Source organism: Aquitalea aquatilis, assembly GCF_005155025.1.
In the GTDB taxonomy this organism is placed as follows: Bacteria; Pseudomonadota; Gammaproteobacteria; order Burkholderiales; family Chromobacteriaceae; genus Aquitalea; species Aquitalea aquatilis.
Genome location: NZ_CP039731.1, coordinates 1,782,619 through 1,801,373, shown reverse-complemented (window position 1 = coordinate 1,801,373; position 18,755 = coordinate 1,782,619). Strand labels below are relative to the sequence as shown.

Genomic DNA, 18,755 nt, shown 5'->3' with positions numbered 1-18,755 from the left:
CTTATCGGGCGATGGTGGAGGTGCGTTTGATCTTGTTCTGCAACTGGATGATGCCATAGAGCAGTGCTTCGGCAGTCGGCGGACAGCCTGGCACGTAGACATCGACCGGCACGATGCGGTCACAGCCACGGACGACAGAATAGGAGTAGTGGTAATAGCCACCACCGTTGGCACAGGAGCCCATGGAGATGACCCAGCGCGGTTCCGCCATCTGGTCATACACCTTGCGCAGTGCCGGCGCCATCTTGTTGCACAACGTACCGGCCACGATCATCAGATCAGACTGACGGGGACTGGGGCGAAAAACGATGCCGAAACGGTCCAGGTCGTAACGCGCGGCACCAGCATGCATCATTTCCACGGCACAACAGGCCAGACCAAAGGTCATCGGCCACAGCGAACCGGTACGGGTGTAGTTGATGAGCTTGTCGGCCGTCGTGGTCACGAAGCCTTTTTCCAGAATACCTTCTACTCCCATTCCAGCGCTCCCTTTTTCCACATGTAGACGAAGCCCAGCGTCAATACCGCCAGGAACTCCACCATTACACCAAAGCCATATGCACCCAGCTCTTTCAGGACCACAGCCCAGGGAAACAGAAACGCAATTTCCAGATCGAACAGAATGAAAAGAATGGCAATGAGGTAGTAGCGAACGTCAAATTTCATGCGTGCATCTTCGAAGGCCTCGAATCCGCACTCATAAGGAGAGAGTTTCTCAGGGTCAGGACGATTGGGGGCGAGGACCTTGCCAAGAACAATAGGACCCACGCCAACCAGCAACCCGACGATGACAAACAACAGAATGGGAAAATAATTTTGCAGCATTTCCCGTACACCCCCAAAAAAAGGAGGAATTACCCCCCTTGGCTCCAAATAAAATAGGCCACCGGAATCCCGGTGGCCTATTTTTGAATGGTGGTGCCGACAGTGAGACTCGAACTCACACAGCCTACGGCCACTACCCCCTCAAGATAGCGTGTCTACCAATTTCACCATGTCGGCACAATATAACTTTACTGTCACTCCGGAATTTTTGACGTCGTGCCCGAAGCTTTGCCAGTGGTTGCCCCGACCGGGATTTGCGGCGCAACTTGTTCAACCTTGCCACCCATCACACCCAGATCTGTTTTTCCGCCCCCCGACAGATAAACAAGAGTGAGACTCGTGGAGAAGAATACAACCGCTGCAACCGCAGTGGTTCTACTCAAAAAATTCGCAGAGCCAGACGCACCAAACAGACTTCCGGAAGCGCCGCTGCCGAAAGCTGCACCCATATCCGCACCCTTGCCATGCTGCATGAGGACAAGGACAATAATCGTCACTGCGGAGAGCAGGTTAACAACCCAAATAAGCGTCTTAATAAGTTCCATACTATATCAATTTTCCTGCGGCCTGGCAAATCATCCTGAATGATCCGGCGTCCAGAGATGCCCCACCAACAAGGGCTCCATCGACATTGTCTGTCATCAGGATTGACTCGGCATTCTCTGCCTTTACACTGCCGCCGTAGAGGACGCGAATATTAGCGGAGGGCTTGGCATTTTGCAAGCACCACGTTTTGATGGCGCTGTGAATCTCGGCAATTTGCTCCAGCGTTGCGACCTTACCGGTGCCAATAGCCCACACCGGTTCATAGGCGACCAGGTACTCGCCGGCATCGATATCAGCAAGAATGGACAATTGCTGATAAATGACCTGCAGGTAGTCCCCTTGCTCGCGCTGCTCCAGCGTTTCGCCCACGCACAGCACTGGCACCACGCCCGCGGCAAGGGCATTGTTCATCTTGGCCAGCAGTAGCGGGTTGCTCTCGGCAAAATACTGCCGGCGCTCGGAATGGCCGACCAGAACATAAGCACAACCGACATCCCGCAGCATGGCCGCCGAGACCTCCCCGGTATACGCACCGTCATTAGCAAAGGCACTCACATCCTGCGCAGCCAGTTGAAGAGATGCACCCTGCAGCCGATGCGCAAGCATAGCCAGGTACACGGCAGGGGCGGCCACCCCGACCCACGACTGATTACATGCCGGCTCAGCAAGCAGTGCATCCAGCAGGGTTTGCGCGCCTTGCGCGCGGGTGTTCATCTTCCAGTTTCCGATAATCAGCTTGCCTGCCATGTCCGGGTGCCTCCGTTTAAGTGCTGCGGATTATATCCCTAGTCCCGTCATCGTCAAAACTCCGCAATCTGCTTTTCCACGACTTGTAATATTTCTGAAAACTTGAAGGGATAGGATGCGCCTCAACACCTCGCAGGGCCTTACCCTAATAATTCAGGAGCAAGCATGAAACAGTCCGTACGTCTGGTCGCCTCGCTGGCCTTGTCCGCCGGCTTCGTCGCTGGTGCAGCCATGGCTGCCGACATCACCGGCGCCGGCGCTACTTTCCCGTATCCCTTGTATGCAAAGTGGGCAACCACCTACAAGGCTACAACCAATAACAGCATGAACTACCAGTCCATCGGCTCTGGTGGCGGCATCAAGCAAATCCAGTCCAAGACTGTTGATTTCGGTGCTTCCGACATGCCGCTGAAAGCTGAAGAGCTGGAAAAATCCGGACTGACCCAGTTCCCGACCGTTATTGGCGGCGTGGTTCCGGTTGTCAACGTTCCGGGCATCAGCGCAGGCCAGGTCAAGTTTACCGGCCCGGTGCTGGCTGACATTTTCCTCGGCAAGGTTTCCAAATGGAATGACCCGGCACTGGCCAGCCTGAATCCGGGCGTCAAGCTGCCGGATCAGAAAATCACCGTGGTGCGCCGTTCCGATGGCTCGGGTACCAGCTTCATCTTCACCAACTACCTGTCCAAGGTTTCCAGCGAGTGGGCCAGCAAGGTTGGTTCCAACACTGCGGTTAACTGGCCGACCGGTGTAGGTGGCAAGGGTAATGAAGGCGTGGCCAACTATGTAACCCGCATCAAGGGTGCCATTGGTTATGTTGAGTACGCTTATGCCAAACAGAACAAACTGGCTTATGGCCAATTGAAGAACGAATCCGGCAACTTTGTTTCCCCGGATGAAAAAACGTTCAAAGCCGCAGCGGCCAATGCTGACTGGAAAAAAGCCCCTGGCTTCTATCTGATTCTTACCAATCAGGCAGGCAAGGACAGCTGGCCGATTTCTGGCGCCACCTTCATCCTGATGCACAAGAAGCAGGACAAGCCGGCACAAGGTACTGAAGTACTGAAGTTCTTCGACTGGGCTTACAAGAATGGCGACAAGACCGCTCTGGATCTGGATTACATCCCGATGCCGGACAGCGTGAAGGCCGTGATTCGCACCAGCTGGAAGCAGATTACCGACGCCAGTGGCAAGCCGGTACTGAACTGAGTGCAGCATGGCGACACCGGCCAGCGGCATGCAAGCTGATGCAGCTGCCGGTGTGGTACCAAGGCCGGGGTGAGCAACCCCGGCTTTTTGTCTGAGACGCGACCGAGTATCCTCATGGAAAAGTTCAGCAATAACCAGCAAATGCAGCGCCAGATGCTGCTAGACAATATCTTCAGGGTATCCACTCGCTGCTTTGCCTTTTTGGTATTGGCCTTGCTGGTGGGCATCCTGATTTCCCTCATCATTGGTGCCATGCCCAGCCTGAGCCGTTTCGGCTGGAGCTTTCTGATCGATAGTGACTGGGATCCGGTCGCACAGAAATTCGGCGCTCTGGTGCCGGTATTCGGCACGCTGGCCACATCGGTGATTGCCTTGCTGATTGGTGTACCAGTCAGCTTCGGCATTGCCGTGTTTCTGACCGAGCTTTGCCCCAACGTTCTCAAGCGCCCGCTGGGTATTGCTGTTGAGCTGCTGGCAGGCATTCCCTCTATCATTTATGGCATGTGGGGCCTGTTCGTGTTTGCCCCGCTGTTTGCCGACCATATCCAGCCCGTGCTGATCGACAATCTGGGCGATATCCCGCTGATCGGGCTGCTGTTCCAGGGCGCGCCGATGGGTATTGGCGTCTTTACTGCCGGGCTGATTCTGGCCGTGATGGTGATTCCCTTTATCGCCTCGGTCATGCGTGATGTGTTTGAAGTGGTACCGACCATGCTGAAAGAGTCGGCCTATGGTCTGGGCTCCACCACCTGGGAGGTGGTGCGCTATGTCGTACTGCCTTACACCAAGACCGGTGTGGTCGGCGGCATCATGCTGGGGCTGGGCCGCGCACTGGGTGAAACCATGGCAGTGACCTTCGTGATCGGTAACTCATCGCGCTTTGCCGTCGGTCTGTTCGAGCCGGGCCAGTCGATCTCCTCGGCTCTGGCCAACGAGTTTGCCGAGGCGACTGGCGAGTTTCATATGGCCTCGCTGATCGAACTGGGTCTGATCCTGTTCTTCATCACCTTCGTCGTACTGGCCTGCGCCAAGCTCCTGTTGCTGCGTCTGCAGAAACAGGAAGGCAAGGCATCCTGACAAGGCGCTATCATCATGGCTAACAGCACATTGAGCGAATCCCTGAACGTTCAGGATCGCAGCGGAAGCAGCAGCACCATGAATACTTCTATCTATCGTCGTCGCCGTCTGGTCAATGCCTTCAATATGGGTGCGTCCACCCTGACGATGGCCTTTGGCCTGTTCTGGCTGTTCTGGATTTTATTTACCCTGCTGCAACACGGCCTGTCCGGCATCAATATGCAGGTATTCACCCAGAGCACGCCACCACCCGGCAGCCAGGGCGGCCTGGCCAATGCCATTTACGGCAGCCTGGCCATGACCATTTCCGGCACGCTGATCGGCACCCCGATCGGCATTCTGGCTGGTATCTATCTGGCGGAGTTCGGTCAGCGTGGCTGGCTGGCACCGGCCACCCGTTTCATCAACGACATTCTGCTGTCGGCACCGTCCATCGTGATCGGCCTGTTTGTCTATGAAGTCTATGTTGTCAGCGTCGGGCACTTCTCCGGCTGGGCCGGATCGCTGGCACTGGCACTGCTGGTGATTCCGGTCGTCGTGCGCACCACGGAAAACATGCTGCGCCTGGTACCCAATACCCTGCGCGAAGCCGCCGCCGCGCTGGGTTCGCCGCAGTGGAAAATCACGCTGTACGTTACCTTGCGTTCGGCCAAGGCCGGCGTGATGACCGGTATCCTGCTGGCCATTGCGCGCATTTCAGGGGAAACCGCACCCTTGCTGTTTACCGCACTGAACAACCAGTTCTTCAACAGCAATATGAACCAGCCGATGGCCAACTTGCCCATCGTGATTTTCCAGTTTGCCATGAGCCCGTACGAAGACTGGCACACCCTGGCCTGGACCGGTGCTTTGCTGATTACCCTGAGCGTGTTGACGCTTAATATTGTTGCCCGCTGGATGGGCAGCCAGAAAACCCAATCGCATTAAGGCATGACGACTATGGCTGATAACAATGTCAAGCTTCAGGTCAAGAATCTGAACTTTTTCTACGGCAACTTCCACGCATTGAAGAACATCAATCTGGATATTGCCCCGCGCATGGTCACGGCCTTCATCGGCCCGTCCGGCTGCGGAAAATCCACGCTGCTGCGTACCTTCAATCGCATGTACGAGCTATATCCGGGGCTGCGCTCCGAAGGTGAAATCCTGCTGGACGGTAACAACATCCTGGGCCGCGACGTGGATATCAACCTGCTGCGCGCCAAGGTGGGCATGGTGTTCCAGAAGCCAACCCCCTTCCCCATGTCCATCTACGACAACATCACTTTCGGGGTGAAGCTGTACGAGAAGCTGGCCAAGACCGAAATGGATGACCGGGTGGAGTGGGCCCTGCGCAAGGCTGCGCTGTGGGATGAAGTGAAGGACAAGCTGAAGCAGTCCGGCAATTCACTGTCCGGCGGCCAGCAGCAGCGTTTGTGCATTGCCCGCGCGGTGGCATCCCGCCCGGAAGTACTGCTGCTGGACGAACCGACCTCTGCGCTGGACCCGATTTCAACTGCTCACATCGAAGAACTGATACATGAGCTGAAAGAGGACTACACCATCGCGATTGTGACCCACAATATGCAGCAGGCAGCCCGGGTATCCGACTTCACTGCCTATATGTATCTGGGCGAGCTGGTGGAATTCGGCGAAACCGACAATATCTTCACCGCGCCCAAACAAAAGGCTACCGAGGATTACATCACCGGTAAATTCGGCTAAGACAGCTGGCTGCTACCGACACCCCGCCTGCCTCCATGCATGCGGGGTGTTGCTTTATGCAGCAGTCGCTTCTTGCTTGATATTCCTGCGCCGGCCATCCGATAAATCCTGAAAAAACCGGGCGAAAGACCAGCCTGTCAAGAACAGCCCCATTGCCACGACGGGAAAACGACAAGCCCCGTTTTTTTTGTTTCATTTACTTGACGCCTGAAGGTCTGGACACAACAATCCCGGCTTTCCTTTACACGATTTTCACGATCATGCTGGACCTCTTTGCAGGGCTGGACACCCATGTGGCCATTACCCTGATTCTGTCGCTGGGCTTTGTCCTGGCCTTCGAGTTCATCAACGGTTTTCACGATACGGCCAATGCGGTCGCTACCGTCATTTATACCCAGTCGATGAAGCCGCGTCTGGCGGTTTTTGCCTCGGGCGTCTTCAACTTTCTCGGGGTATTGACTGGTGGCCTGGCCGTCGCCTACGCCATCGTGCACCTGCTGCCGGTAGACCTGCTGGTTTCAGTCAATACCGCGCGCGGCATGGCCATGGTGTTTGCCTTGCTCGCGGCAGCCATTGCCTGGAATCTGGGTACCTGGTATTTCGGCCTACCGGCCTCCAGCTCGCACACCCTGATCGGCGCCATCCTCGGTGTGGGTCTGGCCAACTGTCTGATCAACGGCACCCCTTTGTCGCAAGGGGTGAACTGGGGCAAAGCCATCGATGTGGGTTTGTCCTTGCTGTGCTCGCCACTGGTCGGTGCCTTTTTGTCCGGCCTGCTGGTCATCAGCCTGCGGCGTGCCCGTCCGCAAAGCAATATGCACAAGACGCCTTTCCAGCGCCAACAGGTTGAAGGACGCAAGCATCCTCCATTCTGGATGCGTTTCATGCTGATCGTCAGCTCCATGGGGGTCAGCTTCTCCCACGGCTCCAACGATGGTCAAAAAGGCGTCGGCCTGATCATGCTGGTGCTGATCGGCATCGTTCCGGCCAAATATGTACTCAATCTGGACAGCACGCCTTACCAGATCGAACGCACCCGCGATGCGGCCTTGCACCTGCAGCAATTCTACAATCGCCACCAGACTGCGCTGGATACCATGTTCAAACCGACGGTCGCAGGCAGCAATATCCACGACTGCCGACCGCGTGACACCCTGCGTACCGCTGATAATCTGATCACCGCACTTGGCGATGGCAGCAGCTACCGCAGCCTGCCGGACAACAAGCGCTGGGATGTCCGTACCGACCTGCTCTGCCTGGACGATGCAGCCAAAAAGGCGGCTTCGCTGCCGAATCTGAATGCCGATGACAAGCAGCTGCTGAGCAATCTGCGCAAGGACCTGACCGTTACCACCGAGTATGCACCCACCTGGGTCATCATCGCGGTGGCATTGGCACTGGGTGGTGGCACCATGATCGGCTGGCGTCGCGTGGTAAAAACCGTTGGCGAAGGCATTGGCAAGAAAGACATGACTTATGCACAAGGGATGTCGGCGCAGCTGACAGCCGCGGTTTCCATTGGCCTGGCCAGTCAGTTTGGCTTGCCGGTTTCGACCACGCATGTGCTATCCAGCGGCGTAGCCGGCACCATGGTGGCCGACAAGGCCGGCCTGCAGTGGTCTACCGTGCGCTCCATTCTTCTCGCCTGGCTGTTTACCATGCCGGTTGCCATGTTGCTATCTGGCAGCCTGTATTACCTGGCTAGTAACTGGCTGAAGTAATCCAGCTTGCGACTACCGAAAAAGCCGCCCAAGGGCGGCTTTTTCTATGATCCTCATCATGACGGGTCAAATTTGACCTACATCAAACAAGCGATTATTCAGCATTGATTCCGAACTTTATAATTTGCTAATATAATCATGTTTCATCATGGTTTCTCCTTTGTTGTTTGCAGCAATCCCTTGACGCCTCATCCTTACGGATGAGGCGCTTTTTTTTGCATACGCCTTACCTATCTGCAATAGCGATTGCACAGATCAATAACGGAGAAAAACCACAGCCCGCTTCCAGCTGAATCGCGGCCCGCACTAGCCAGCTTGACCTGTCACTGCGCGGACATTCATGCCTTGAGGAATTGTTCGCGGCCAGACAGCCAGCGCTCCAGATGGGCATCTGCGGCCTCTGGCCAGCGCGCCAGTATTTCCGGTGCCAGCTCCCGCGCCGCCTCCAGCAGTTCGATATCGTCTTCCAGATTGGCAAAGCGCAGCATGGGCACTCCGCTTTGGCGCGCACCGAGAAACTCGCCCGGGCCACGGATCAGCAAATCCTGACGAGCGATCTCGAAGCCATCAACATTCTCATAAATCACTTTCAAGCGTGCCTTGGCAATATCGGACAGCGGGTTTTCAAACAGCAGCATGCAGACGCTGCGTGCGCTGCCCCGCCCTACCCGGCCCCGCAACTGGTGTAATTGGGCCAGCCCCATGCGCTCGGCATGCTCTATCACCATCAGCGAGGCATTGGGCACGTCCACACCAACTTCGATGACTGTGGTGGCCACCAGGATTTGCAACTGGTTACTGCCAAAAGCGGCCATGACGGCTGCCTTTTCATCCGCTTTCATGCGGCCATGCAGCAGGCCAACATGCCACTGCCCCAGTTGCGCAGCCAGTTGGCGGTGGGTTTCGACCGCAGTCTGCAGTTGCAGGGTTTCCGACTCTTCGATCAGCGGGCACACCCAGTACACCTGCTGGCCTTCACTGCAGGTCTTGTGGACGAAATCGACGACTTCCTCACGCCGACTGCTGTTGATCAGCTTGGTGACGATGGGAGTTCGTCCCGGCGGCAGCTCGTCGATGACCGACACATCCAGGTCGGCGTAGAAGCTCATGGCCAGGGTGCGCGGAATCGGTGTGGCCGACATCATCAGCTGATGTGGTTCCTGGCCTTTTTGCTTGAGCGCCAGCCGCTGGCCAACACCAAAACGATGCTGCTCATCGACAATGGCCAGCCCCAGCCGGGCAAAATCCACGCCGTCCTGAAACAGGGCATGTGTTCCCACTACCAGATGGGCCGTGCCACTGGCCATCTGCTCCAGCGCTAGCTCTTTCTGCTTTTTGCGCAGGCTGCCAGAGAGCCAGCTGACGGTCAGCCCAAGGGGGGCAAGCCAGCCGGACAACTTGCGATAATGCTGCTCGGCCAGGATTTCTGTCGGTGCCATCAGTGCCACCTGAAACCCGGCCTCGATGGCGGTGAGTGCGGCCAGCGCCGCCACCACGGTTTTGCCACTGCCCACGTCGCCCTGCAGCAAACGATGCATGGGATGCGCCTGGGCAAGATCGGCATCGATTTCGTCCAGCACCTTGCGCTGCGCCGCCGTGAGACGGAACGGCAGGCTGGCAAACAACGCCTCACGCAGACGGCCGCTGCCGCGCACCACCGGAGCCCGGCCCTGCCGTCTGGCACGATAAGCCAGACGCATCGATAACTGCTGCGCCATCAACTCGTCAAACTTCAGCCTTTGCCATGCCGGCAAAGCAGGCTCGCTCAGCTGGCTGGCACTGTATTCCGGTGGCGGTGAATGCAAGAGCCGCACGGCATCGGCAAAGCTTTGCAGCTGCAGATGGGCAATGGCGGCGGGGGGCAAGGTTTCCGGCAATGGCAGGCTTTGCAGCTCGCTGCGAATCAGCTTGCGCAACATGGGCTGGGTCACGCCGTTGACCGTGGGATACACCGGCGTCAGGCTTTCAGCCAGCGGCGTGCCATCGACCACCTCGCGCGTTTTCGGATGCACCATCTCGTCGCCGTGGAAGCCACGGCGGATCTCACCCATGGCCCGCACCAGGGCACCATCGGCAAACTGCTTGAGCTGGCTGGGATAAAAGTGGATGAAGCGCAGCAGCAGCACACCGCCGGCATCCTCGATGCGCACCAATAGCTGTTTGCGTGGACGGAATTGGACTTCGTGGCCAATGACCCGCCCCTCGACCAACACCGGCTGGCCGTAGGGTGCCGCCGTGATGGGATAGAGATGGGTTTCATCTTCGTAGCGCAGCGGCAGGTGCAACACCAGGTCAAAGCGCCGGTGCAGGCCTAGCTTGTCGAGTTTCTTGGCCAGGGCTGGTGCTACATTGAGCGGCTGCCCGGCGAGGTCGTTGGCATGGGTCATCAGCGCCGATTGTACCCAAAAAACAAGGCGGAGGCCGCTGCCGGCACTCCGCCCTGGCTGTCGCGTCGGACAGGCTTATTGCTGACGTTCCCACACCTGGGTACGCCCCAGCAGCGACACGCCCAGGAAGCCGCGTACTTCCAGCCTTTTGCCACCGTCTACCAGTTTCATCTTGGCGCTGTAAACCTTGCCGTTATGCGGGTCAAGAATCTTGCCATTGGCCCAGCTGTCGCCGTCTTTCTTCAGGCCCCACAGAATGGTCATGCCGCTGACCGGCTTGCCCTTGCGGTCGCCATCGCAGGCCTCGCACACCACTTCCGGGTTCTGGAACAGCTTGACGATCTTGCCGGACAATTCGCCGTTGGCACCTTCGGCAATCTGCACCACAGCCTTGGCCTGCTTGGTGTCGTCGTCGATGGTTTTCCAGCTGCCAATCGGGCTGTCGGCCAGCACGCTATGCGACAATGCGGCTAATCCAAGGGCCAAAGCGGCCGCTTTCCACAACTTGCTCATGATGTCTTTCCTCGTGTTGTCTGTCTTTATGAAACGCTAGTTTGGAGCTGCGACTCTAGCATGCCAACGGGTCGGCATTGCGTCAAGTCACACGCTTGTTTCACAAAGTCAACTCGCCTTGTGCCAGCGCCACCACCTTACCGCCGACATAAATACGACGCGCATCATCCACCGTCAAGTGCAATACACTGGGGCGCTGCAGCACCGCGCCCTGCTCTACCCGCCATTGCAAGGGATAGCGCTGGTGCAGGCTGCACCAGCCGCCCAGATTGGCGCAAGCCGAGCCAGTACCCGGGTCTTCCAGCACCGCACCATCCTGTCCGTAAAACAGCCGAACAGTCGCCACACCATCGGCCTCGTGCCACAGATAGGCCACACTGCGGCCGGGCTGCAAGCAGGCATCACGCAGAAACAGCTCGGCTACCGGGCGTGCCGCCAAAACGGCATCGCGGCTGGCTGCCGCCACCAGCAGCTGCTCGCTGCCGGTATTCAGCCATGCAGGAGCCTCCAGCACCGCCTGTGCCGGCAAACCCAGCATGGCTGCGGCCTGTTCGGCATTCAGGCCGGATGGGCGCTCGCTGGCGGCATTGGCCTGCAGGGTAAACAAACCATCCTGATGCTGGATGGGAATCACGCCAGCAGCAGTCTGCAGGGTGAACGCCTCCCCCAGCGACTGCCGGCGATGCAGCACACTGGCGGCTCCGAGTACGGGATGGCCGGCAAAAGGCAGCTCATGCGCTGGCGTAAAAATGCGCAGCTGTGCATTCGCTTGCGAGGACGGCAGCAGGAATACGGTTTCCGACAGGTTCATCTGCCGCGCCAGCAGCTGCATTTCCAGCTCGCTCAGCCCCTCGGCCTGGCAGAACACGGCCAGCGGATTGCCACCGAAGGGCGTTTCAGCGAATACATTGACGATTTCAAAAGTGTAGCGGCGCATGGCGGTCTCGCATCAGGATAGGCAAGCCGCATCGTGCAAGTCATTTGCCATACTGGCAAGCCGGCTCTGCAAACGCTGTGTTTGCAAGGGAGAACGGCTGAGGGTCAACTGGCGCTGCAGCGTTTGCTGTCTGGCTTGCAGGCGGGCGCACTGTTTGCGTTGCTGCAGAGCCTGCCGCTGGCGCAACTGCAGCGCCTTGGCTTGCTCCTGCTGCATGGCCCTGGCTTGTTTGGCCGTTTGCTGCCGGCTGTCTTGCAGCTCGCGCAGCTGATAGGGCTCACGCGTTACCAGACTGAAGCTGCCACCCTGCAAGGTATGACTGCGGTGATCGGCCGGACAGGGATGGTCCTGATAACTATGCTGCCCTTGCGGGCCAATACACTTGAATACGGCAGCCTGTAGCACGGCCGGCACCAGTAGCCAGAACAGCAGGGGAAGAAGACGCGACATGGCCAGCACTCCACCAGCAGGGATCGGACTCCAGATGAAAGCCGATTCCAGCTGTGCTGGCTGCTGCGCCATCAGTCAGGGACAGCCGCACAATAAAAAACAGGCGATCAAGATCGCCTGTTTCTAGTGCAGTCGGGCGGAAAATCAGCCCAGGAACAGTACCGCTTCGGCTTCCACCTGCACGCCCTTGGGCAGGCTGGCCACACCCACGGCAGCACGTGCCGGGTAAGGCTGGCTGAAATACTGGCCCATGATTTCATTGAAGGTGGCGAAGTTGGACAGGTCGGTCAGATAGGCATTGAGCTTGACGATCTGGTCCAGGCTGCCTCCGGCGGCTTCGCACACCGCTTTCAGGTTCTTGAATACCTGATGGGTTTCGGCAGCAAAGCCACCTTCGACCACGGTCATGGTGGCCGGGTCCAGCGGGATCTGGCCGGACAGGTAAACGGTATTGCCTGCCTTCACAGCCTGGGAGTAGGCACCGATGGCGGCCGGGGCATGTTCGGTATGGATGATTTCTTTGGTCATTTACTGGTCTCCGTCCCCGAGAAACAGGGTTAACAGGTCATTGAGAAAACGTTGCCCCTGCAGAGTGGGGCGAATGGTGGTGGCATCCTGCTCCAGCAATCCTTGCTGGATGGCCTGCTGCAATTCATTGCGGATACAGGATACAGGCAAACCGGTACGCTCGGTAAACAGGCGCGTCTCGAAGCCGCCGGTCAGCCGCAACAGATTCATCATGAATTCAAACGGCAATTCGTCGCGCTTCACCTTGCGGCTGCTTTGCACCGGCTGGCCGTCGGCCACCGCCTGGATATAGGCCGCCGGCTGCTTGTGGCGCATTTCGCGCACGATGCCTTCGTGGTTGCTGATCTTGCCGTGGGCACCGGCACCAATACCCAGATAGTCGCCAAACTGCCAGTAATTGACGTTATGACGGCTACGCCGCCCCGGACGGGCAAAAGCTGACGTTTCGTAGTGTTCGAAACCAGCTTGCGCCAGCCGCGCTTCGATGGCGTCCTGCATATCGGCAGAAATCTCGTCATCCGGCAAATTCTGCGGCGTGCGCACCGCGTACAGCGTATTGGGCTCGATGGTGAGGTGATAGGCCGACAAATGGGTGATGCCATAAGACAGCGCGGTATCCAGATCCTGCAGCGCCTGCTCCACGCTCTGGCCGGGCAAGGCGTACATCAGGTCCAGATTGACGTTATCGAAACAGGACAGCGCGATGTCGATGGCACGACGCGCCTCGTCGCCGTCGTGGATACGGCCCAGCACTTGCAGATGCTGCGGGTTGAAGCTCTGAATGCCGATGGACAGACGGTTGATACCCGCCTCGCGATAGCCACGGAATTTTTCTGCTTCGAACGTGCCGGGGTTGGCCTCCATGGTGATTTCCGCATCCGGTGCCAGCCGCAGCCGGGCACGGATGCCAGCTAGCAAGGTATCCATGGCTGTGGCAGAAAACAGGCTGGGCGTACCGCCGCCCATGAAGATGGTGCTGACGCTGCGGCCCCAGATGGCCGGCAGGCTGTATTCCAGATCGCGCAGCAGGGTTTGCACATAGGCCATTTCATCGAAACCACCGCTGGCAACGCCAGCTTGCGGATTCCACTGTACGGTCTGGCCGCTGCTGCTTTTCAGTTCATGCGAGTTGAAATCGCAATACGGGCACTTGCGCACGCACCAGGGGAAATGGATGTACAGCGACAAGGGCGGCAGTTCGCGCAGGCCACCCTTGAGCGCCGAAAGGTCAATCACGCTCATACCAGCTCACGCAGTCTGCTCAGCAGCGCCTGCATGGCCTTGCCGCGATGGCTGACGCGGTTCTTGTCTTCCGCGGCCAGCTGGGCCACGGTGCAGCGGAATTCTGGCAGGTAGAAGTAGGGGTCGTAACCGAAACCACCCTCGCCCGCTGCAGTATCTTGTACTTCGCCATACCACATGCCATCGGCCACCAACGGTTGTGGATCATCGGCATGGCGCACCAGCACCAGCACGCAGTAATACCAGGCGCGGCGGTTGGCCTTGCCTTGCAGCTTTTCAATCAGCTTGGCGTTGTTGCGCTCGTCAGACTTGGGTTCGCCGGCATAGCGCGCCGACAACACGCCGGGCTTGCCGCCCAGCGCTTCCACGCAGATGCCGGAATCGTCGGCCAGCGCCGGCAGGCCGGTGACATGGCTGGCGTGGCGGGCTTTTTCCAGCGCATTTTCCAGAAAGGTGTAATGCGGCTCCGGGCACTCCGGCACATTGAGCTGACCTTGCGGAATGACCATCACGCCCAGCGGGGCGAGCAGCGCGGAAAATTCCTTCAGCTTGCCGGCGTTATTGCTGGCCAATACCAGTTTGTCGAACATGCGGATTCATCCTGTTGAATGCAGACCAAAGACGCAGGGTAAGCGGCGACGCATGGCGCGTCCACCCTGCTGTCAGGACGGATTATTCGGTTTCGCCGACGCGCGATGGCATGGCCGCCAGCGCCTGCAGCAGCAGGCCTTCGTCCGCGCCATCCAGCAGCTTGGCGTCGGACAGCATGCGCCGCCACTGGCGTGCACCCGGCATACCCTGGAACAGGCCCAGTATATGGCGCGCAATATTACGCAGCTTGTGGCCTTCCGCCAGCCGGGCGCGGATATACGGCAGCATGGCATCCACCACCTGCGCACGGCTGACCGCGGTACTGTCATCGCCATAGAAAGCGGCATCCCAATCGGCCATCAGCCAGGGATTGTGATAAGCCTCGCGCCCCACCATCACCCCATCAACATGGCGCAGATGTTCGGCGATTTCGGCATTGGTCTTGACGCCGCCATTCAACAGGATTTCCAGCTCGGGGCGCTCCCGCTTCAGCCGGTAGACATAGTCGTATTTCAGCGGCGGGATTTCGCGGTTTTCCTTGGGGCTGAGGCCCTTGAGGATGGCATTGCGCGCATGCACGATAAAGGTGCTGCAGCCGGCCTCAGCCACCTGGTCGACAAAGCCGGCCAGATAGTCGTAATGCTCGATCTGATCGATACCGATGCGGTGCTTGACCGTGATGTCGATATCCACCGCATCACGCATGGCCTTGACGCAGTCGGCCACCAGTTGCGGTTCGGCCATCAGGCAGGCACCGAAGGCCCCCTTCTGTACCCGCTCCGACGGGCAGCCCACATTGAGGTTGACCTCATCGTAACCCCACTGCTGGGCCAGCCGGGCGCATTGCGCCAGCTCAGCCGGATCGGAACCACCCAGTTGCAAGGCCACCGGGTGCTCAGCCTCGTCAAAGCGCAAGTGACGCTCCACATCGCCATACAACAGCGCACCGGTGGTCACCATCTCGGTATACAGCCAGGTGTGGCGGCTGATCAGCCGGGCAAAATAGCGGTAGTGACGGTCGGTCCAGTCCAGCATGGGGGCCACGCTCATGCGCCGGGAGGACTTTTTCCCTGGGAATGCTTGACTGGCGCTCGTTTCAGCGCCGTTGTGGATAGTCTTATTTACGTTCATTCCAGCCAATTTCTGCCTGTTATTCGCCACATTGGCGCTAGCTAAGGCACTACCCGTGCAGGGATCTGGCAACACTCTCGCGCTACTTCCTGGCACCGGAATACCCGCCACATGGCAACGACCACTAAGCAGTTGAAAAAACGGAGAATTATCCTATCGCGCACAAGTGCGGGTCAAGCACGCTGGCAAGATTAAGCATCCATGCAGTGCTCAATTTCCTGCCTTCGTTTTCCAGCTTGCCGCGCGTGAAATCATCCTGCCTCGAAAAGCTGGGCGACTCAGTCCTGCTGCAGACAGCGAAAAGAATCCCGGGCATTGCAATTGCCTATCCCGCCATTCGCCAACATATAAGGCAGGCCATTGACAGGCGCATCAGCTAAATGCTCGATGAGTCATGCGCGGCTCACCGACTCCCCGTATAAATACCTAGCCATGCCATTCCACCTTGTCCAGCGCATGTTAGGCGCATAAACTGTTGAACTTTCAACAGAATGTGAAGATTCACGTCAGCAGACGTGATGAGACGCCATGGACTTTTCTGCACTGCTCGCCAGCTTCGCCGCCGCCTTTTCCCAGCACCAGCGCCTGCTCACCCTGCAGCTGGATGGCGGGCAGATCGCCGCCGAGCAGCTGCTGCCGCACACCCTGGACGGCAGCGAGGGCGTGTCCGAGGCCTATCGTTATCAGCTCAGCTGTCTGTCACCCGACGGCACTATCGAGCTCAAGTCGCTGCTGGGCGTAGCCGCCCGTCTCGGGGTGCTGGATGCCGCTGGCAGCGAGGTGGTGCGCTGTGGCGTGGTGTCGCGCGCCGAGCTGTTGGGTTCTGATGGCGGCTTTGCCAAGTATGGCCTCACCATCGAACCGCCGTTTGCCCTGCTGCGCCTGCGCCGCACCTCGCGGGTGTTTCAGGACCTGTCCGTCCCGGACATCGTCAAACAGATCCTGGCCGAGCATCAGGCCAATAATCCGGTGTTTGCCCAGGTGCAGACGCTGGAATTCCACACCGCATCAGCCAGCCCGCGCAGTTATTGCCTGCAGTATCGCGAGAGCGATTTCGACTTCATCTTACGGCTGTTGCACGAAGAAGGTTATGCCTGGCGTTTCGAGCATGTCGATGGCGAGCATCCGCAGGTCAAGCTGGTGGTGTTCGACGACGCTTACAGCCTGCCGCCGGCGGCCAGCGAGCGCGTGCGCTTTCACCGCAGCGATGCCACCGAGGACGAAGACGGCCTGACCGATTGGAGCACCGCGCGCCAGGTGGTGTCCGGCAATGTCGCACTGGCCAGTTTCGACTACCAGCCGGTAAGCACCCAGCACACCGGCGACCAAAGCCGCATCCAGCAAGGCCGTAGCGGTGATGCCTTGCAATCCACCCTGCAGGATTACGACCCGCAGTCGCTGTACTACGCCAGCGATGCCGAGCAGCTCAGCCAATACGCCCAACTGCGCCAGCAGGCGCACGATGTGCAGGCCAAGCAGTTCTCTGGTAGCGGCAGTGTGCGCAGCCTGCAGGCCGGCCAGTGGTTCCGGCTGGACGAACACCCAGCGCACGAAGCCGACAGCAGCGAGCAGCGTGAATTCGTCGTCACCGGCCAAACCTTCCGCGCCAACAACAATCTGCCGGGCGATCTGGCCAGCAGCCTGCGTGGCTTGCTCGGCCAAGACAATGCTGCCGATTCGCAGAACAGCAGCCCCTTCCAGACCCAGATCACCGCCCAGCGTCGTGGCATCCCGCTTACCCCGGCCTATGCCCACAGCACCCAGGCCAAGCCGACAGCGAAAGGTGTGCAGACCGCCACCGTGGTCGGCCCCGCTGGCGAGGAAGTCCACACCGACGAACTGGGCCGCATCAAGGTGCAGTTCCACTGGCAGCGGCCGGACGAACACCCCGGCATCGGTGCCAATCTGGACGACAGCTCCTCCTGCTGGCTGCGCGTGGCCATGCCCAGCGCCGGTGCCGGCTGGGGCCACCAATTCATCCCGCGCATCGGTCAGGAAGTACTGATCGACTTTATCGAAGGTGATATCGACCGCCCGGTGATTGTCGGCGTGCTGTACAACGGCAGCCACGCCACCCCGGCCTTTAGCGGCGCCGGAGCCTTGCCGGCCAACAAGACCCTGTCCGGCATCAAGTCCAAAGAACACCAGGGCGGCCAGTACAACGAACTGCTGTTCGACGACACCCCCGGCGAAGTGCGGGCCAAGCTATCCAGCGAACCCGGCAAAACCCAGCTCAACCAGGGCTTCCTCACCCACCCGCGCAGCAATGGCAAAGCCCAGCCGCGCGGTGAAGGCTTCGAACTGCGCACCGACCAGCACGGTGCCATCCGCGCCGGCCACGGCCTGCTCATCAGCACCGAAGCGCAAAACGGCGCAGGCGGCAAACAACTGGCGCGCGACCACGCGCAAAGCCAGCTCGACGCCGCGCTCAGCCTCAGCCAGAGCCTGGCGGAAGTGGCCACTGGCCAATTGGCCGACACCATGGAAACCGGGCCGGACGGCATCAAGCCGGACAACAGCAAAGACGGCAAGAAAGACAGCGGCCACCTGCAACACCACGCCGCCGCCGTCAAGGCCTGGGAAGCCGGCAGCAACACCGACAAAGACGGCAAAACGGCCAAAGACCAGGCCGGCCAACAGCCGCTGCTCATCCTGTCCGCCCCAGCCGGCATTGCCAGCCTGACCGAACAAAGCCAGACAATTTCTGCCGGCACCAACCTCAACCTCATCGCCCAGCGCGACAGCAACCACACCACCGGCCGCCGCTGGCTGCACAACGTTGGCCAGCACATCAGCCTGTTCGTGGCGGGAGTAAAAGACCAGATCGCGCTGAAGCTGATTGCCGCGAAGGGCAAGGTGCAGGTGCAAGCGCAGAGCGATGCGATGGAGATCACCGCAGACAAGGATGTGACGATTACATCCTGCAAAGACAAGATTGTGGTCAATGCCAAGCAGGAAATATTACTGACGGCAGGTGGCGGCTATATCCGCATCGCCGGCGGCAATATCGAGGTGCATTGCCCGGGTACGGTAACCGTAAAAGGGGCAAGCCATGACTTGAGCGGGCCGGATAGCATGAATATCCCACTACCCAGCTTGCCCAAAGACAAATACACCCCACCCAATACCCACCCTTTCTCTGAATAAGCG

The 18,755-nt window shown here is 58.9% G+C and carries 18 protein-coding genes and 1 tRNA gene; 6 read left to right on the top strand and 13 right to left on the bottom strand.

Annotation, left to right across the window (positions count from 1 at the left end):
- Position 1 precedes the first annotated feature (1 nt).
- The 5 genes from FAZ30_RS08385 to tpiA form a co-directional block, all read right to left on the bottom strand.
- Entirely contained in the window at positions 2-478 is a 477-nt protein-coding gene (locus tag FAZ30_RS08385; protein WP_045847651.1) for a NuoB/complex I 20 kDa subunit family protein, read from the bottom strand.
- Positions 469-825 carry an NADH-quinone oxidoreductase subunit A gene (locus tag FAZ30_RS08380; RefSeq protein ID WP_045847652.1) on the bottom strand — a complete coding sequence of 119 codons (357 nt, stop codon included), beginning with the start codon at positions 823-825 and terminating at the stop codon, positions 469-471. Before FAZ30_RS08380 ends, FAZ30_RS08385 begins: the two co-directional genes overlap by 10 nt.
- Before the next feature lie 91 nt (positions 826-916).
- Positions 917-1,002, bottom strand: a tRNA-Leu gene (locus FAZ30_RS08375).
- A 17-nt stretch (positions 1,003-1,019) separates the two neighbouring features.
- Positions 1,020-1,370 (bottom strand): preprotein translocase subunit SecG, encoded by a 351-nt coding sequence (secG, locus tag FAZ30_RS08370; protein ID WP_124645407.1) that lies wholly within the window; start codon positions 1,368-1,370, stop codon positions 1,020-1,022.
- 1 nt (position 1,371) lies between these two features.
- Entirely contained in the window at positions 1,372-2,118 is a 747-nt protein-coding gene (gene tpiA / locus FAZ30_RS08365) for a triose-phosphate isomerase (protein WP_124645406.1), read from the bottom strand.
- Positions 2,119-2,283: 165 nt separating this feature from the next.
- Here tpiA and pstS point away from each other — a divergent pair, with 165 nt between their 5' ends.
- The 5 genes from pstS to FAZ30_RS08340 all read left to right on the top strand — a co-directional run bounded on the left by pstS (position 2,284) and on the right by FAZ30_RS08340 (position 7,826).
- Entirely contained in the window at positions 2,284-3,324 is a 1,041-nt protein-coding gene (pstS, locus tag FAZ30_RS08360; protein ID WP_124645405.1) for a phosphate ABC transporter substrate-binding protein PstS, read from the top strand.
- Positions 3,325-3,438: 114 nt separating this feature from the next.
- Positions 3,439-4,401 (top strand): phosphate ABC transporter permease subunit PstC, encoded by a 963-nt coding sequence (pstC, locus tag FAZ30_RS08355; RefSeq protein ID WP_124645404.1) that lies wholly within the window; start codon positions 3,439-3,441, stop codon positions 4,399-4,401.
- A 15-nt stretch (positions 4,402-4,416) separates the two neighbouring features.
- Entirely contained in the window at positions 4,417-5,328 is a 912-nt protein-coding gene (gene pstA / locus FAZ30_RS08350; RefSeq protein WP_168190819.1) for a phosphate ABC transporter permease PstA, read from the top strand.
- Between the two features lie 12 nt (positions 5,329-5,340).
- Positions 5,341-6,105, top strand: a complete 765-nt coding sequence (gene pstB / locus FAZ30_RS08345) for a phosphate ABC transporter ATP-binding protein PstB (protein ID WP_059284814.1) — start codon at positions 5,341-5,343, stop codon at positions 6,103-6,105.
- Positions 6,106-6,365: 260 nt separating this feature from the next.
- Positions 6,366-7,826, top strand: coding sequence for an inorganic phosphate transporter (locus tag FAZ30_RS08340; protein WP_137009269.1), 1,461 nt, complete (start codon positions 6,366-6,368; stop codon positions 7,824-7,826).
- 338 nt (positions 7,827-8,164) lie between these two features.
- Here FAZ30_RS08340 and recG read toward each other — a convergent pair whose 3' ends face one another.
- From recG to dusA, 8 genes are all read right to left on the bottom strand, one after another.
- Complete coding sequence (recG, locus tag FAZ30_RS08335) at positions 8,165-10,213, bottom strand: ATP-dependent DNA helicase RecG (RefSeq protein WP_137009267.1); 2,049 nt, start codon at positions 10,211-10,213, stop codon at positions 8,165-8,167.
- Positions 10,214-10,288: 75 nt separating this feature from the next.
- On the bottom strand, positions 10,289-10,726 hold the full coding sequence (locus tag FAZ30_RS08330) for a DUF2147 domain-containing protein (protein WP_124645400.1): 438 nt from the start codon (positions 10,724-10,726) through the stop codon (positions 10,289-10,291).
- 100 nt (positions 10,727-10,826) lie between these two features.
- Positions 10,827-11,663 carry a PhzF family phenazine biosynthesis protein gene (locus FAZ30_RS08325; RefSeq protein WP_137009265.1) on the bottom strand — a complete coding sequence of 279 codons (837 nt, stop codon included), beginning with the start codon at positions 11,661-11,663 and terminating at the stop codon, positions 10,827-10,829.
- Positions 11,664-11,675: 12 nt separating this feature from the next.
- Positions 11,676-12,113 carry a DUF4124 domain-containing protein gene (locus tag FAZ30_RS08320; RefSeq protein ID WP_168190818.1) on the bottom strand — a complete coding sequence of 146 codons (438 nt, stop codon included), beginning with the start codon at positions 12,111-12,113 and terminating at the stop codon, positions 11,676-11,678.
- A gap of 144 nt (positions 12,114-12,257) precedes the next feature.
- On the bottom strand, positions 12,258-12,641 hold the full coding sequence (locus FAZ30_RS08315; protein WP_045847662.1) for a RidA family protein: 384 nt from the start codon (positions 12,639-12,641) through the stop codon (positions 12,258-12,260).
- Complete coding sequence (gene hemW, locus FAZ30_RS08310) at positions 12,642-13,883, bottom strand: radical SAM family heme chaperone HemW (protein WP_137009261.1); 1,242 nt, start codon at positions 13,881-13,883, stop codon at positions 12,642-12,644. It abuts the gene before it with no gap.
- Positions 13,880-14,473, bottom strand: a complete 594-nt coding sequence (gene rdgB / locus FAZ30_RS08305) for an RdgB/HAM1 family non-canonical purine NTP pyrophosphatase (RefSeq protein ID WP_137009259.1) — start codon at positions 14,471-14,473, stop codon at positions 13,880-13,882. The genes hemW and rdgB overlap by 4 nt, the downstream gene beginning before the upstream one ends.
- Positions 14,474-14,555: 82 nt before the next feature.
- Positions 14,556-15,524 carry a tRNA dihydrouridine(20/20a) synthase DusA gene (gene dusA, locus FAZ30_RS08300; protein ID WP_246043422.1) on the bottom strand — a complete coding sequence of 323 codons (969 nt, stop codon included), beginning with the start codon at positions 15,522-15,524 and terminating at the stop codon, positions 14,556-14,558.
- A gap of 609 nt (positions 15,525-16,133) precedes the next feature.
- Here dusA and FAZ30_RS08295 point away from each other — a divergent pair.
- Positions 16,134-18,752 carry a type VI secretion system Vgr family protein gene (locus FAZ30_RS08295; protein ID WP_137009255.1) on the top strand — a complete coding sequence of 873 codons (2,619 nt, stop codon included), beginning with the start codon at positions 16,134-16,136 and terminating at the stop codon, positions 18,750-18,752.
- Positions 18,753-18,755 lie beyond the last annotated feature (3 nt).

Excerpts from the sequence above, each read along its gene's own strand:
- FAZ30_RS08385 (WP_045847651.1), bottom strand. The coding sequence starts at position 478 with ATGGGAGTAGAAGGTATTCTGGAAAAAGGCTTCGTGACCACGACGGCC.
- FAZ30_RS08380 (WP_045847652.1), bottom strand. The coding sequence starts at position 825 with ATGCTGCAAAATTATTTTCCCATTCTGTTGTTTGTCATCGTCGGGTTG.
- secG (WP_124645407.1), bottom strand. The coding sequence starts at position 1,370 with ATGGAACTTATTAAGACGCTTATTTGGGTTGTTAACCTGCTCTCCGCA.
- tpiA (WP_124645406.1), bottom strand. The coding sequence starts at position 2,118 with ATGGCAGGCAAGCTGATTATCGGAAACTGGAAGATGAACACCCGCGCG.
- pstS (WP_124645405.1), top strand. The coding sequence starts at position 2,284 with ATGAAACAGTCCGTACGTCTGGTCGCCTCGCTGGCCTTGTCCGCCGGC.
- pstC (WP_124645404.1), top strand. The coding sequence starts at position 3,439 with ATGGAAAAGTTCAGCAATAACCAGCAAATGCAGCGCCAGATGCTGCTA.
- pstA (WP_168190819.1), top strand. The coding sequence starts at position 4,417 with ATGGCTAACAGCACATTGAGCGAATCCCTGAACGTTCAGGATCGCAGC.
- pstB (WP_059284814.1), top strand. The coding sequence starts at position 5,341 with ATGGCTGATAACAATGTCAAGCTTCAGGTCAAGAATCTGAACTTTTTC.
- FAZ30_RS08340 (WP_137009269.1), top strand. The coding sequence starts at position 6,366 with ATGCTGGACCTCTTTGCAGGGCTGGACACCCATGTGGCCATTACCCTG.
- recG (WP_137009267.1), bottom strand. The coding sequence starts at position 10,213 with ATGACCCATGCCAACGACCTCGCCGGGCAGCCGCTCAATGTAGCACCA.
- FAZ30_RS08330 (WP_124645400.1), bottom strand. The coding sequence starts at position 10,726 with ATGAGCAAGTTGTGGAAAGCGGCCGCTTTGGCCCTTGGATTAGCCGCA.
- FAZ30_RS08325 (WP_137009265.1), bottom strand. The coding sequence starts at position 11,663 with ATGCGCCGCTACACTTTTGAAATCGTCAATGTATTCGCTGAAACGCCC.
- FAZ30_RS08320 (WP_168190818.1), bottom strand. The coding sequence starts at position 12,113 with ATGTCGCGTCTTCTTCCCCTGCTGTTCTGGCTACTGGTGCCGGCCGTG.
- FAZ30_RS08315 (WP_045847662.1), bottom strand. The coding sequence starts at position 12,641 with ATGACCAAAGAAATCATCCATACCGAACATGCCCCGGCCGCCATCGGT.
- hemW (WP_137009261.1), bottom strand. The coding sequence starts at position 13,883 with ATGAGCGTGATTGACCTTTCGGCGCTCAAGGGTGGCCTGCGCGAACTG.
- rdgB (WP_137009259.1), bottom strand. The coding sequence starts at position 14,473 with ATGTTCGACAAACTGGTATTGGCCAGCAATAACGCCGGCAAGCTGAAG.
- dusA (WP_246043422.1), bottom strand. The coding sequence starts at position 15,524 with ATGAGCGTGGCCCCCATGCTGGACTGGACCGACCGTCACTACCGCTAT.
- FAZ30_RS08295 (WP_137009255.1), top strand. The coding sequence starts at position 16,134 with ATGGACTTTTCTGCACTGCTCGCCAGCTTCGCCGCCGCCTTTTCCCAG.